This window comes from Mesorhizobium sp. M1169 (assembly GCF_040318345.1).
GTDB lineage: Bacteria > Pseudomonadota > Alphaproteobacteria > Rhizobiales > Rhizobiaceae > Mesorhizobium.
Genome location: NZ_JAMYME010000055.1, coordinates 1 through 13,327, shown reverse-complemented (window position 1 = coordinate 13,327; position 13,327 = coordinate 1). Strand labels below are relative to the sequence as shown.

Below are 13,327 nucleotides of genomic sequence, written 5' to 3'. Positions count from 1 at the left end.
TCAAAAGGGCAAGTGCATCGTTGGTCACCGGCGAGCGCCGTCGCCAAACGCACTGATGCGCAGAGGCGAGCAGCGCTTTGTCTGATTGAGCCGCGCGAAGCGCAGCCAAAAACGACACTCGATACTTTCCTGCCAATAGCTTCAACAAAGACCAGCCTCATGGCAAATGCTCGGTTTCAAATTTCATGTGCCCGCCGGCTTTACCGCTTTCTGGCAACCACCAGGAAATTCTGCGCAAGCTCCGCCGGAATCCTGGCACTTGCGCAGATCCTTTCAAACGGCACGATCAATATTTCGCAGAGTCTTGGCAGCAATTTCCCGGGACGCGGCAAAAAACCGTACCCAACTATCCGCTCGACAATAAAGCCATTTGCAATGAGCGTCTGCTCGTATCCTTTAATGCTCAAAGTATGGCGGACTGTCCCTCCTGCATAACGGTTCAGAATGCGGCAGACCAGCCCTACTGGAGAGGTCGCATTCATGTGGATATTCGAGATAAGCAATCCACCTTCGTTTAAATGCGCGCTGATGGCCGACAGTGCATCCTTCCTGAGCTCATCTTCAGCATTGAGGAAGAATCTGAATGCCGTGACCACGTCGAACCTTTCGGCGAGCGGAAAGAACGTAAGATCAGCGCGGACCAATTTCACGTTCTTCGGAACTCGTGCGCTAGCCAGCATAGATTGGGAGATGTCAACGCCGACGACTTCACCAAAAAATTGAGCTGCGATGTTTGCTATGCGGCCTGTGCCGCATGCGAAGTCCAGGCATTTCCGGTTCGGCCGGCCGACAGGCAGGAGAATACGTTCGACCAAAGGCTTTTCGATACCCGACCAAAGAGCTGCATAGTAGCCGGACCGGAACGTGTCGGAGTAATGGGCACCGTACCCATCCGTCTGGTGGCTTGCTCGGTAATCCCGACGAGCGGGTGCACGGTTCTCATGGACGCTGCCTAACGGTCGCCGCTGCGCCCTCAGAAATCTGCGAATGCCAACGAACGATCTCACCGTGAGCACCATGCAACTCGCGCCTCTAGTCTGGCCCGACGCATGCCGTCGCGGGCAATCCGTGCCGCACGATGCGCGCGACGACCTGTTCGAAATTGCGTGGGTCGAGGCCGTCGACACGCATCAGCGGCCATTTGTCTTGCAGGCATTGGCCGATCTCCCTCGCGATATCCGCTTGCTTCAGGCCCCTGACCACTCCGACTTCGAGAAGGCGCTCGAGGTACGGCTGCCGCGCATACCGCTCAATGAGGCGGTGGCGCAGCGTTTCCCCGGGCGCGTCGACTTGAATGAGGAGATCCGGTTGCGGCAGGAACGTCAGGCAATTACGAACCATGTCGATACTTGGATTTCGTGCCAACAGGACGAGCGCACACAACGCCTGAACGATGCCCTCTTCGAAAATGAAGTACCCTTCTGAGGCCTGCGCCGTATTCCAGGCTTCGAAGAGCAAAACGACGTCGATCTTCAGACGCAACGCCCATATTCGACTTTTTGGAGGGATCGATGCCAAAAGCCGCGCAGCGGCCCCCTCGCTCGGCGGGGTCGAGAACAAGACCGGACTCGCGGTGGCGAGCTTGTGCACCAGACGCTGGATGCCATGGCGTGTCTCCGGGCCTTCATCCTCGACCGAATCGACTTCGCTGCCGAAAGACACAAAATCAATCCGGCGATAGCCATTGACCGTCTTCACACGGATGTCGCGTTTCGCCAGCTCACGGCAAAGGGCGCGGAGAAGGGTCGTCTTGCCTGCACCAGGCGGACCGAACAACTCGATGATCATGTAGGGATCTCCCGAACAGGAAGCAGAAAGATCGGATGAAGCGATCTCGCCCGCTCCGGCGGTGTGGCGAGCGCAAACACTCTGGCATCCGCCTGGCCGAGTTGACCCCGCTCGCTGGCATCCTGCTGACGCCACAAAAAGCTTTGGAGGAGATGCGATCCGGCGGGAACTGCCTTTCCATGGCGTGCAGTCCCGCCTGTTGAGCCGCGACAGCGTTGCCGGTTGACTTGAGAACTTGCAATTGCTTCTCGATCGCCTGCGCTTGCGGCTGGTTGACACGCCTGTCGCTGTCGAACTGGCTCGTCGCCCGTGCCATCTCCTGATCGATCGAGCGCCCCACGGTTGCCCGTTTGGTCGACGTCGGTCGTCGTGGCTTCCAGGCGTGCGAGCCTCGACGACGCCGACCCCGCCGCCTGCGCCAACACCTCCGTCGTCGCGCCGCTTGCGCCCATAGGGACCTCAGAAAGTGTCTAAATTGTCTAGGGATCGGAGCTTACTAGGAGTGCCGAACCATACCATCATCCATCTGAATGACTGTCGGCACCACGGCACGCATGGTTGGGCGCTGAACAGGGCAACGAGTTCAGGCCGAGCGGGCGCTTTTGGCTTGACGCGACACAAACGCGACATTCGGCCTAAAGTCTGATCAATATCAATCACCGACAGCGGACTGAAAATCCGCGTGTCGGTGGTTCGAATCCGCCTCTGGGCACCATTTTTTCCCTGTACGGCTCGGAGACATGGGTAACAGTTTGTACCTAAGACATGGGTGACAACGTCGCGCCGATCGGATTGTCGATGGCGTGCAAGAATTATCGGGACCATGGCGCCAGCGGCTCCTGCTCGGCCAAATGTCAATGGAGAGCATCTTCGGCATCTTGCATCCCGCTCTGGCCATAACCGCTCTACAGACCGAGGGCGCAGCCGTCCTTGCGCGGTTCAGAACCGCCCAGCAGGGTCCCGTTTGCCCAATCGATGCGAATGGCCTGCGCACCGCCGATCGGGTCCGTGGCGGGAATGATTTCGAAACCGCGTCGGCTAAGTTCAGCTACGGTTTCGCCAGCGAGCCCGTGTTCGGCCTGGACGTTCATGGTGCCGCTGACGGGGGCGACCCGCGGCAGATCAATCGCCTCCTGCAGATCCATCCCGAAATCGAGCACCTTCGTCAGCAGGTGCGCGTGGCCCATTGCCTGGTAGTAGCCGCCCATAACGCCGAAAGGCATTTCTGCCCGGCCGTCTCTCGCAAGCATCCCGGGTATGATGGTATGCAAAGGTCGCTTGTTCGGCGCCACTGCATTGGGGTGCCTGGGGTCAAGCGAAAAGCTTTGCCCGCGATTGTGCAAGACGACACCGGAGCGTGGCGAGACCAGGCCCGAGCCAAAGCTGTCGAAGACCGAGTTGATGAAACTGACCGCATTGCGGTCCTTATCGACAACGGAAATATAGACCGTGTCGCTGTGCAGCGGCATATCGAACGCCGGCAGGTCCGCGCGGGCGCGCTCTAGGTCAATCATGCCGGCCAGACGATCGGCCCAGGCATTCGACAACATGTCGGCCACCGGGACCTCGGAAGTGTCGGGATCGGCGACGAGCAGGTCACGCGCGGCGTAAGCGAGGCGTGTTGCTTCGATTTCCAGGTGAAGCCGGTCCGCGGATTGCGGGTCGCCGTGCGCTTCGAAGCGCGACAGGATGTTTAGAATGAGCAGCGCGATCACACCCTGGCCATTCGGCGGACATTCGAACACATCGCAGCCTCGGAACGCCGTGCTGATCGGGGTCACGTATTCGCCTGTTGCCGAGGCGAAATCTTCAAGTGTGTGCAATCCGCCGAGCCCACGAAGATAGGCGACCATGTCGTCGGCCACAGGGCCAGTGTAGAAGGCCTCTCGTCCCTTCTTGGCGATCAGCCGCAGCGTTGCAGCCAACTCAGGCTGGCGATGCACTTCGCCAACACGTGGCGCGCGGCCGTTTGGCAGGAAAATCCGTTTCGCGGCTACATCGGAGGCCAGAAGTTCTTCTTCCAACGCCCAGTCACGATGGACCCGCGGTGAAATGGCGTAGCCTTCCTCGGCGAAACGTATAGCGGGGGCCAGGATTTGATCGAAGGGCATATGTCCATGATCAGCGTGCAATCTGGTCCAGGCATCGATGGCTCCCGGGATGGTGACGGAGCCGGGAGAATTGCGGGCCACCTCGGCCATGCCACGTTCGAGGAACCAGTCAATTGTCAGGGCGGCGGGTGTCCTGCCCGATCCGTTGTAGGCGATGACCTCGCCGGATCCGTTTCGCGACAGAAGAGCGAAGCAGTCGCCTCCAATGCCGGTCGAGGCTGGCTCGACGACACATTGCACCGCGCAGGCTGCGATGGCGGCATCCATGGCGTTGCCGCCGGCCGCCATGATCTCGACCGCCGTCAGGGTCGCCGACGGATGAGAGGTGGCGGCCATGGCCTCGCGTGAAACGACGACCGAGCGCGTTGGTTTCTCAAAATTTCGCATGCTATGCCCTTCTGATCGTGCTCAAGAGGCGGCGTCGCTCATCGTCGAGGGGCGGTGCCGCAGATGCCGCGACATCCAGTATTCGAGTGCCGCCAAGGCACGGATGATCGCGAAGTTCAAAGCGAGATAAATGGCGCCCGCGCAAATGAAGACTTCAAAGGCGCGGTAGGTCTGGGAGATCAATCCCTGGGCAATTCCAGTCACCTCCATCAAGGTCACGATGGAAGCCAGAGACGTGCCCTTGATCATCAGGATGATTTCATTGCCGTAACTCGGCAGCGCCTGGCGAAAGGCCAGCGGCAGGATAACGTGCCGATAGGTCAAACAGGTGGACAGGCCGACAGACCGCGCCGCCTCGACAAGGCCGCGTGGCACCGATTGAATCGCGCCGCGGAGGATTTCGCTGCCATAGGCGGTGGTGTTGAGGGTCAGCGCGATGATTGCGCACCAGTAGGGTTCGCGGAAAACGGTCCATAATCCAATTGCCGACAGTTGGTGCCGGAACTGACCAAGGCCATAATAGGTCAGAAAAATCTGCACCAGCAGAGGCGTGCCCCTGAACACGGCAACGAAGCCACGGATCGGCAAGACGACGAAGGGCGATTCCGATTGCTGGGCAAGCGCCAATGTGACGGCAAGAACGAAGCCGGCAACGATGGAAGTCAGGGCCAGTTCCACCGTGAGCGGCAGGCCGGCGAGTAGCTTCGGCAGGATTTCGAGGAAAAAACTGAAATCTATCATGCCGACCGGACGCGCCACGGCGCCTTCCGTTCCAGACGGTAAAAGGCGTGGCCCGTGACGGAAGCGATAGCCAGATAGAGCAAGGCTGCAGCAATGTAGAAGATGAACGGTTCACGGGTCGAACCTGCAGCGATCTGCGCCTGGCGCATCAGTTCAACGAGGCCGATTACCGATATTAGCGACGAGTCCTTCAGAACCAACTGCCACACATTGCCGAGACCTGGCAGCGCGTGTCTCAGGAGCTGGGGAAAAATAACCTGTCGCAGCCGCTGCAGCCGGTTGAGACCAAGCGCGCAAGCAGCATCGTGCTGTCCCTGGTCGATGGCGACGTAAGCTCCTCGATAGACCTCGGCTTGATAGGCGCCCGAGATGATCGCGATCGCCAAGGTTCCGGTGGCAAAGGCCGGAACGCCAACGAATCCGGACCCGCCCAGGCTATGACCAAGCGAGGTCAGGGCGACACTACCTCCATAGTAAAGCAGATAAATGGTCAGAAGGTCGGGCACGCCCCTGAAAACCGTGCAATAGCCAAGGGCCAAGAACCTCAATATTTTGGAGTTGCGGAGACGCCCGGCCGCTGCCAGCCCACCAAATACAGCGCCAAGCGCAAAGCCCAGCACAGACAGGAGCACTGTGACCGAGGCCGCCATGAGAAGAGCAGCCCCCCAACCTCCGTGCTGGAAGCCAAACAGCCGGAATGCGTCAACCATTGATACCCCCGGCATTGATACCCCCGGCAGGACGAACGGCTCAGCTCCGGAACGTGGTCAGGAATGGCCGTTCGCCGGCAAGCGCTTACTTGACTGGAGTAACGTCGCTCTTGAGCCATTTAAGCGACAGGGTTTTGATCGTGCCGTCGGCGGTCGCGGCGTCGATGGCGCCGTTGAGCATGTCTTTCAGCTTGGTGTCCTCTTTGCGGATGCCGGCCCCGGAGCCAAGACCGAAGAGGCCCCCGACAAATCCTGGTCCTGCAAGCGTATAGTCGCTGAACTCCGGCTTGCTCAGCGTGGCGGCCAGCGCTGTCTGTTGCGCGAAGAGCGCGTCGATGCGACCCGCGGCAAGATCGAGATCGTGTTGCTCGGTGGTCTTGTATTCGCGAATCTCGGCGACGTCCGAGAAGTATTTTTTCAGGAATTCCAGGTTCGCCGTTGCAGCCTGAACTCCAATGATCTTTCCCTTCAGCAATGGCTTGAGCTTGTCGATTGCCGCCTGCGAAGAGGCTTCATTGTCCAGCTTGAACCGCTCGTTGGAAATGCCGAGCTTGCCCAGTTCGCTATCCTTGGCGACCGCGAAACCTGAGGGGTCAACCGCATATGGCTGGGTAAAATCAATGACCTTCAGACGTTTTTCAGTGATGAACATGCTCGCCATGATCACGTCGAACTTGCCGACGGTCAGCGCGGGGATCATGCCGTCCCAGTCCTGTGCGACGATCTTGCACTCGATCTTCATTCGCCCACACAGATCATTGGCGAGATCGACTTCGAAGCCGTCCAGCTTGCCGTCGGCTGTGGTGAAATTCCAGGGCGCGTAGGCTCCTTCGGTGGCAATGGTAATTGCCTTTGGTGTTTCTTGTGCAACGGCGGCCTGGACCAGGCCGAACAGGACCGACGCAATGGCTGCGATGCGGCTAATTTTCATGTCATTCTCCTCTTTTTTGCCGGTACGGCAGTTCCCTTTCGTCATGCCGGATTATCTTCCGGCTTCAACGAGTCAGATGGTATTCCCTAGCGGCGGCCGGGACTTGCGAAGTTGGCCAGAAGCGGCGCTGTCTCGACGATATGATCCCGCATGACGATCTCAGCCTTGCCGGCATCACCTGACCGCAGCACGTCGATCAGGATCTCGTGCTCGGCACGCGCGCTGGCGGGTTTGTCGACATAGTCGAACCAGATGCGCAGGTAGGGCTCGATCACGACGTGCAGGCTGGCAATCTGCCGGACGAGTTTGGGTCGGTTGCTCAGTTGGCAAATCTGCAAATGGAAGGCCTGATGGCGCACGACCCAGTCGCTGCTGCCGGTCTGGCTGGCGCGCTCCATGCGGTCCAGCTGGCGTTCCAGTTCTTCAAGCACTTCGGCATCGATGTGCGGCATGGCAAGCCTCACCGCCAGCCCTTCGAGCACCGAGCGTATTTCAAAGGTTTCGTAGATCTCATCGAGGGTAAGCCCGGCGACGATGCAGCCACGGTTCGGGCGAATGACCACAAGACCTTCCGCGGCCAGTTGGCGGAATGCTTCGCGAACCGGCATGCGGCTCATGCCGATTTCCGTCGCGATCTCTTCCGGGATCAGCCGGTCCCCGGCCCGGTAACGCCCCATCCTCAGGGCCCGCTGAATGTGGCGATAAGCCTCCTCCTCGGCGGTCGTGATGCCCAACGGCTCGATTGCGTCAGCTGCCATGTCCCTGGTCCGATCAGAGCGTATCTGTGTATCCACTTATCCAGTTATCGAAACCTGTGTCAAGCACCGATGCTTGGGCGCTTTAGAATTTCTCTTGTGAGAATAAGCACTTGGCAGGGGAAATCGGGCTAAGCACACCGTGATCGGCTAAGCCGCTGATCGGCCTACTTTTCAACGTCCGGCAAAAAGGCCCGCCGCTCCATTTGCGAAGCGGCGAGGCCCCATATTCGGGGACGATTGCCGGGATTTCCCGGCATTGCCTGCAGTGCAATTCAGGTGCCAGATTTGTTGATCCAAAACGGGTCACCGCACCGGAGGCGCCAACGCGGACCTTCCGCGATCACGCTACTGCCGCGCTTTGCCGTTCCTGCTATGTTACTTTGCGGCGGACGTAATTTTTCCGCCTGGCCGGCGCCCCATCAGGCAACTTACCCCAACGCGCCCCCCAGTGGCGCCGGCCAATTTCCCCTTATTGGGGCACGGGCGCGCCGATTCCGTTATGCGCTTTCGAGCTATGGCAATCCGCCGGCGAGCCGCCTTGTCCAGCTTGCAACCATCAGTCCGCACGCGATTCCCGCGCAGTCGGCGACCCAGTCGAATAGATCCGGGTCGCGCCCTATCAGTCGCACGGCCTGAAGCCCCTCGATCGCCGCGCCCGTGAGAACGAGGAGTACGATCAGCTTCGCCTTGCGTTCCGGCCAGCCGAGACTTCCGAGAGCCGCCAGGACGACGAAGGCGGCGGCGTGATTGAGCTTGTCGTGATCAGACGTGAAAGCCAGGCCAAGGCCCCGCAGGACTTGCTCCGGCAAAAGGGCGAACAGCAGAACGCCGGCAAACGCGGCCGTAAAGGCAAACCTTGCCACGATCTGATAAGAATCCAGGCGCGACAAGGATAGAATGGCCTTTCGTCCGAAATCTGCAGGGAGCATCGGCCGCTGAATCGAGAGCGAGTGCTGCGTCCAATTTCCGCCGTCGGGGCGTCCGGTGCATCGTCAGAATGAATGAATGCATCGGGTCAGCCGCTGGGCAGACCGAACTGCTGGGAGGGCTCTGCAATGGTGCGGCTTCCGCGATCACGCAATTACCTGCTGCGCCGGCGCGGCTACAATCTGGCTGCGGCGGACCTGATTTCCGCTTGGCCGGCGCTGCGTCAGGGCACCTTACCCCATGCCACACGAAGCGGCGCCGGCCAGAATTCCATCGATTGCGTGATGACCGACCCGCGTCAAAAAAGCCCGCCGCCCTGTCGGACGACGGGCTCCGTTGCCTGGGCGCCAGGGCGCCGCGGTAGCGACAGATGTTACTAATGCTCCCGCAGGCCTCCAATATGCTGCTGCCGAACGGCGTTGCGCATCGGCTAAACAAACGAAGCCCGCGCCTCTGGCGGAGGGCGCGGGCCGATCGGGTTGCACCCGATCTGCAGCAGAAACCTGGGAGGTTCCCGCTGCTTAAGATAACAATTAGAGATTTCTAATGTTCCGCGCCAGGGGAAGATGCCGCTGCACCAGAAATCTGATGCTCGGCGCGATGATGATCGAGCCGTCAGTTCGTGCGCAAGTCGATCCGGAAAATCCGCTCGTCGAAGTGCCGCGTTTCAACGGCAAAGGTCAAAGCCACTTCAAGGACCAGATCGCCACGGTCGTCCCGGACCTTGACTGCAATCCTGCGATGAGGAAGGCCATCCCTGGCCATCTCGGCCAATGTGCGAAGGGCTTCTTTCCTGACCAGCGGGAGATCGTCATATAACGTTCCCTGATCGTCGGAATAGACAATTCCGTCTTCATCGGAATCGAAGAAGTAGCGGGGCATTGCGCTTGGCCGAAGCGGCGGCATCCGGGCACGTTGTCGATAGCTGGCCGGATCTCGGCCGATCGCGATCAGTGCCTTTCCACCGTTGGCTTCGCCGCCAGCTCACTTGCGCTCGCGCAATGCCTTCACCGCCTGCGAGAGGATCATCCGGTCGCCGCCGGTCCTTTTGATCAGCTTGCTCACCTGGCTGGGCGAAACACCATTTTCCCGCGCGAAATATTCGACCTCATAATATTCATCCGCCGAAACGCGATTGCGGTCGCTGAAGTCTCGCTTGCTCTTGTCATCGGCCATTTCCGCTCTCCTCGCCCCTTCTCTTCGCTTCAGGGGGTCAACTTTGGTGCACGCAGCAATTTGAGGGTTCGCCCGCCACAAAGTGACGCGCGAACCCTTATCGGCGCAGGAAGGGACAGTGCTGCGCAGATGCCGGGTTCGATCGGAATGGAAACAGCCAGGACCGGTGCGAGCAACCGTCGACCTTTTCCATGGAATCCTCCCGGAACGTGCAGCCAGCAACGGCCACGCGCCGCCACGGTTCCGGGTCACGCGGCAAACCCACCCTTTGCGCGCAAGGATCAGACTTAGGTCCTGCGGCAACACGTCGGTTGGTCCCTGCCGGGCGGGACCGAAGCCCCGTCGACGGAACGTTTTCAGCTGCCTTCCGTTCGAGTGAGCCTTGGCGTGAAGAGCGGACCGAGTTCGCAAAGGAGACGACCATGAGAATGCATCTTTCCACCGCGGTGGCGGGATTTTTGCTGCTGGCAGGCATCGGCGCCGCTGCGGCGCAAGACGTTGTCATCGAACCGCAGCAGGAAACGATCATCAAGGAGTATGTGAAAAAGCAGCCGCTGGCCTCGGTGAAAATCCCTGGGGTGGAGCTCAATATCGGCTCGACGCTCCCCGATACCGTCGAGCTTCATGAAGTCCCCAACGTCAAATACCGCTATGTCGTCGTCGACAACCGCACCGTCGTCGTCGACCCAGGCACGCGCAAGATCGTCAAGATCATCGAGTGACGTGAAAGCTCGGGCAGTCGTCGCTCAGCAGGAACCCGCCGCACCGTCGAGGGCCGGGGGGCCTCACAGGCAGTTTCAATGCGAACAATCAGCAGACTTTTTGATTCCCATGACCAGGCGGCGCGAGCCGTCGAAGCACTTCAGGCGGCAGGAATTGCGCGCCACCAGATCAGTATCATCGGACCCTACGACGACGAAATCGGCGCCGTCTTGCGCGGTCCAGGCACCGGTGCCGCCCTTGGCGCGGCGGGTTTGTTGGCCGGCCTCGGCGCCTTCGATATCCCCGGCATCGATCCCCTCGGCGCGGGATGGCTGGCATCGGCCCTCGTCGGTGCAGCCTTGGGCTGCGTTGCCGGCAGACTTTTCGGCGCATTGTCCGATATCGGCAAGCAGCTAGGCAAGCCAGATGCCGCACAAGGTGTGATCCTGGTGCTGGCGCATGTCGATGAAAGGCAGGCAGACAGCGCACAGGCGGTGCTTGGGGCTTCCGTTCAGGCAACGCAGTCCTTGGCCAGGGCGGCATGAAGGTTCAGCTCGGGCAAGGCGCTTGACCAGGCCGCGCAGCGGGGCGGCGATCCAAGCGCGAATTCAAAAATCTCTGGCAAGCCGCCGCCAGAAAGTGTTGAACACCGTGCCGATCACATTCGGCGAGCGGTTGCGCTCGGCGAGGCTTGATGATTTGCTGTCGGTTTGCGGAGAACGAATAATGCATGAGCCTGTCGGTCAAGACGAATATGGGTCGACCAGCCCGTTCGATCCGGACGATCTGTCAAGGTTGAACGCAATCGGCCCGAGCGCCGGCAGCAACGATTTCGAGAAATACGCGGTCGCCGTGATCATCGTGTTCGGCGCCCTGATCATCGGTGGCCTGATGGCTGCCGGCTTGAGCTTCGGGCGCCGCAGCACCTTCTTTTTCGCGCTTGGTGGCGCCACCGCGGCATGGATATCCGGCAATGCGCTTCTGCTCGACCGGCCACGCATCTACGCCCTGTTCGTCGGCATCGCGGCGCTGATGCTGATAGCGTCCACGATCGCGCTGGTCACCTGATTCAGAGCGAAATCTTATTGTTGACCATGATCTTATCCGAAAAACCGATTCCCACTTTTGGGGTCTAATACCCGATAGCCTTGCCGGCTGCGGCGCGGCTGTCGATGGCGCCATTGTAGCGGGCGCCGCCACCCTTCTCGATTTCCGCCAGGCTCTTGCCGCCGACCAGGATGCCGGCCGCCTGGCCCCAGGTCGTGTCGGCAAGATCGAGGCGGTAGCCCATGCCGGTAAGCAGCTTTTCGGTATCGGGCGACAGGCCGAAAGGTTCGATATAGACCGTGTCGGGCAACCATTGGTGATGGATGCGCGGTGCGTCGATGGCCTGCTGGATGTTCATACCGTGGTCGACGACGTTGACGATCGCCTCCAGCGTGATGGTGATGATGCGTGAACCGCCGGGGCTGCCGATGACCATGAACGGCTTGCCGTCTTTGGCGAGGATGGTCGGGCTCATCGACGACAGCGGCGTCTTTTTCGGCGCAATCGCATTCGCCTCGCCCTGGACGAGGCCATAGAGATTGGGCACGCCGGGTTTCTGGGTGAAATCGTCCATCTCGTTGTTGAGCAGGATGCCGGTGCCGGCGGCGACAACGCCGGCGCCGAAAGAGCCGTTCAGCGTGTAGGTTACCGCGACGGCATTGCCATCATTGTCGATGATCGAAAAATGCGTCGTCTCTTTGCTCTCGCCAAAACCCTTCGGCATCAATTCCTGCGAGACGCCGGCCCGGAACGGATCGATCTTTTCACGAATTTCCCTGGCGTAATTCTTGTCGAGCAGTTTTGCGACCGGATTGTCGATGAAGCCGGGATCGCCGAGCGCCGAATTGCGGTCGACATAGGCGTGGCGCATCGCCTCGACCATGACGTGAACCGTCTCGGCCGAACCGGCGCCGAGATAGGACAACGGATAGAACTCAAGCACGTTGAGGATCTCGCAGATGATGACGCCGCCGGAGCTCGGCGGCGGCGAGGAAATGATCTCGTAGCCGCGATAATTGCAGGTCACCGGCTTGAGCTCGCGCACCGCATAGCTTTCGAAATCAGCCCTGGCCAGAATGCCGCCCTTCTCGCCACTCGCCTTGACGATGGCGTCGGCGGTCGCGCCTTTGTAGAAGGCATCCGCCCCGCGGTCGGAAATGGCGGCCAGCGAAGCCGCGAGATCGGGCTGAACAAGCCGCTCGCCGACAGCATAGGGCTTGCCGTCCGGCTTGAGGAAAATGGCCGCCGCCGCTGGGTCCCTTGCCAACCGCTCGGCGCCGCCCTGGAGCGAGGCCGCATCGCCCTGCTCCAGCACGAAGCCTTCCTTGGCAAAGCGGATGGCCGGCGCCAGCAAGCCCTGCCGCGACAGCGTGCCGTATTTCTCCCGCGCCATCTCGAAACCAGCGACCGAGCCCGGCACGCCGACCGCCAGATAGCCGTCGAGACTGGCGCCTTTTACCGGCTTGCCGTCCTTGTCGAGATACATGGTTTTGGTCGCGGCCAGCGGCGCGCGCTCGCGAAAATCGAGGAAGGTCGAGCGGCCGTCCTTGAAGCGGATGGTCATGAAGCCGCCACCGCCGATATTGCCGGCGGTCGGATAGACCACGGCCAGCGCATAGCCGACGGCGACCGCGGCATCGACCGCGTTGCCGCCCTGCTTCAGCACCTCGACGCCGACCTCAGACGCAAGATGCTGGGCGGTCACCACCATGCCGTGCTCGCCCTTCGCCGGCTGCGGCGAGGCGGCAAGGGCAAGGAACGGGATAAAGGCCAAGGTGAGGGAGAGGCTGACGGCGATCAGCGTCCGGCGGAAATTGTGCATGGCCGTTCTCCGAGGCTTGGGGTGGGCCTAGGAAACGCGCTTGGAGCGGTTGAGTCTACTGCGAAGACCGAAAGAATCGGGAGGGTTCGCACGCCTGTGCCGGTTCGCCTCGCAACCGCCGTTGCAATCTTCGGCGACTGCAACGGCATGATGGGGTGGACGGCGCCCGACGGCATCGGATGTGCCAGAATGAGTTCGTTGAGATCTCAAACAAGGGAGCCGTCCGT

General features: G+C 60.6%; 14 protein-coding genes. 3 read left to right on the top strand and 11 right to left on the bottom strand.

From position 1 onward, the window contains the following. Positions 1-200: 200 nt before the first annotated feature. From NKH41_RS30975 to NKH41_RS30930, 10 genes are all read right to left on the bottom strand, one after another. Positions 201-1,019 carry a class I SAM-dependent DNA methyltransferase gene (locus NKH41_RS30975; RefSeq protein ID WP_352772591.1) on the bottom strand — a complete coding sequence of 273 codons (819 nt, stop codon included), beginning with the start codon at positions 1,017-1,019 and terminating at the stop codon, positions 201-203. A gap of 13 nt (positions 1,020-1,032) precedes the next feature. Beyond that, positions 1,033-1,788: an AAA family ATPase gene (locus tag NKH41_RS30970; RefSeq protein ID WP_352772594.1), complete on the bottom strand. Its 756-nt coding sequence runs from the start codon at positions 1,786-1,788 to the stop codon at positions 1,033-1,035. A gap of 905 nt (positions 1,789-2,693) precedes the next feature. Beyond that, positions 2,694-4,286 carry a gamma-glutamyltransferase gene (ggt, locus tag NKH41_RS30965; protein ID WP_352470148.1) on the bottom strand — a complete coding sequence of 531 codons (1,593 nt, stop codon included), beginning with the start codon at positions 4,284-4,286 and terminating at the stop codon, positions 2,694-2,696. A gap of 21 nt (positions 4,287-4,307) precedes the next feature. Further along, a complete protein-coding gene (locus NKH41_RS30960; RefSeq protein ID WP_352772608.1) occupies positions 4,308-5,027 on the bottom strand; it encodes an ABC transporter permease in 720 nt (239 codons plus the stop codon). Next, positions 5,024-5,737, bottom strand: coding sequence for an ABC transporter permease (locus NKH41_RS30955; RefSeq protein ID WP_352772596.1), 714 nt, complete (start codon positions 5,735-5,737; stop codon positions 5,024-5,026). The genes NKH41_RS30960 and NKH41_RS30955 overlap by 4 nt, the downstream gene beginning before the upstream one ends. Positions 5,738-5,822: 85 nt before the next feature. Beyond that, positions 5,823-6,668 (bottom strand): transporter substrate-binding domain-containing protein, encoded by an 846-nt coding sequence (locus NKH41_RS30950; RefSeq protein ID WP_352772600.1) that lies wholly within the window; start codon positions 6,666-6,668, stop codon positions 5,823-5,825. A gap of 86 nt (positions 6,669-6,754) precedes the next feature. Then, positions 6,755-7,402 carry a GntR family transcriptional regulator gene (locus tag NKH41_RS30945; RefSeq protein WP_352683191.1) on the bottom strand — a complete coding sequence of 216 codons (648 nt, stop codon included), beginning with the start codon at positions 7,400-7,402 and terminating at the stop codon, positions 6,755-6,757. Positions 7,403-7,938: 536 nt separating this feature from the next. After that, positions 7,939-8,316, bottom strand: coding sequence for a VanZ family protein (locus NKH41_RS30940; protein ID WP_352470144.1), 378 nt, complete (start codon positions 8,314-8,316; stop codon positions 7,939-7,941). Positions 8,317-8,968: 652 nt separating this feature from the next. After that, on the bottom strand, positions 8,969-9,235 hold the full coding sequence (locus NKH41_RS30935; RefSeq protein WP_352470143.1) for a DUF6894 family protein: 267 nt from the start codon (positions 9,233-9,235) through the stop codon (positions 8,969-8,971). Between the two features lie 102 nt (positions 9,236-9,337). Continuing rightward, on the bottom strand, positions 9,338-9,529 hold the full coding sequence (locus NKH41_RS30930) for a DUF3606 domain-containing protein (RefSeq protein WP_023719459.1): 192 nt from the start codon (positions 9,527-9,529) through the stop codon (positions 9,338-9,340). Positions 9,530-9,951: 422 nt separating this feature from the next. Here NKH41_RS30930 and NKH41_RS30925 point away from each other — a divergent pair, with 422 nt between their 5' ends. The 3 genes from NKH41_RS30925 to NKH41_RS30915 all read left to right on the top strand — a co-directional run bounded on the left by NKH41_RS30925 (position 9,952) and on the right by NKH41_RS30915 (position 11,299). Beyond that, positions 9,952-10,251 carry a DUF1236 domain-containing protein gene (locus NKH41_RS30925; protein ID WP_352470142.1) on the top strand — a complete coding sequence of 100 codons (300 nt, stop codon included), beginning with the start codon at positions 9,952-9,954 and terminating at the stop codon, positions 10,249-10,251. Positions 10,252-10,329: 78 nt separating this feature from the next. Then, positions 10,330-10,776, top strand: coding sequence for a hypothetical protein (locus NKH41_RS30920; protein WP_352470141.1), 447 nt, complete (start codon positions 10,330-10,332; stop codon positions 10,774-10,776). A 181-nt stretch (positions 10,777-10,957) separates the two neighbouring features. Then, complete coding sequence (locus NKH41_RS30915; protein WP_292663955.1) at positions 10,958-11,299, top strand: hypothetical protein; 342 nt, start codon at positions 10,958-10,960, stop codon at positions 11,297-11,299. Positions 11,300-11,363: 64 nt separating this feature from the next. Here NKH41_RS30915 and ggt (NKH41_RS30910) read toward each other — a convergent pair whose 3' ends face one another. Further along, positions 11,364-13,100 (bottom strand): gamma-glutamyltransferase, encoded by a 1,737-nt coding sequence (gene ggt / locus NKH41_RS30910; RefSeq protein ID WP_352772603.1) that lies wholly within the window; start codon positions 13,098-13,100, stop codon positions 11,364-11,366. Positions 13,101-13,327 lie beyond the last annotated feature (227 nt).

Excerpts from the sequence above, each read along its gene's own strand:
- NKH41_RS30960 (WP_352772608.1), bottom strand. The coding sequence starts at position 5,027 with ATGATAGATTTCAGTTTTTTCCTCGAAATCCTGCCGAAGCTACTCGCC.
- ggt (WP_352470148.1), bottom strand. The coding sequence starts at position 4,286 with ATGCGAAATTTTGAGAAACCAACGCGCTCGGTCGTCGTTTCACGCGAG.
- NKH41_RS30975 (WP_352772591.1), bottom strand. The coding sequence starts at position 1,019 with ATGGTGCTCACGGTGAGATCGTTCGTTGGCATTCGCAGATTTCTGAGG.
- ggt (WP_352772603.1), bottom strand. The coding sequence starts at position 13,100 with ATGCACAATTTCCGCCGGACGCTGATCGCCGTCAGCCTCTCCCTCACC.
- NKH41_RS30930 (WP_023719459.1), bottom strand. The coding sequence starts at position 9,529 with ATGGCCGATGACAAGAGCAAGCGAGACTTCAGCGACCGCAATCGCGTT.
- NKH41_RS30935 (WP_352470143.1), bottom strand. The coding sequence starts at position 9,235 with ATGCCCCGCTACTTCTTCGATTCCGATGAAGACGGAATTGTCTATTCC.
- NKH41_RS30955 (WP_352772596.1), bottom strand. The coding sequence starts at position 5,737 with ATGGTTGACGCATTCCGGCTGTTTGGCTTCCAGCACGGAGGTTGGGGG.
- NKH41_RS30925 (WP_352470142.1), top strand. The coding sequence starts at position 9,952 with ATGAGAATGCATCTTTCCACCGCGGTGGCGGGATTTTTGCTGCTGGCA.
- NKH41_RS30920 (WP_352470141.1), top strand. The coding sequence starts at position 10,330 with ATGCGAACAATCAGCAGACTTTTTGATTCCCATGACCAGGCGGCGCGA.
- NKH41_RS30950 (WP_352772600.1), bottom strand. The coding sequence starts at position 6,668 with ATGAAAATTAGCCGCATCGCAGCCATTGCGTCGGTCCTGTTCGGCCTG.
- NKH41_RS30915 (WP_292663955.1), top strand. The coding sequence starts at position 10,958 with ATGCATGAGCCTGTCGGTCAAGACGAATATGGGTCGACCAGCCCGTTC.
- NKH41_RS30970 (WP_352772594.1), bottom strand. The coding sequence starts at position 1,788 with ATGATCATCGAGTTGTTCGGTCCGCCTGGTGCAGGCAAGACGACCCTT.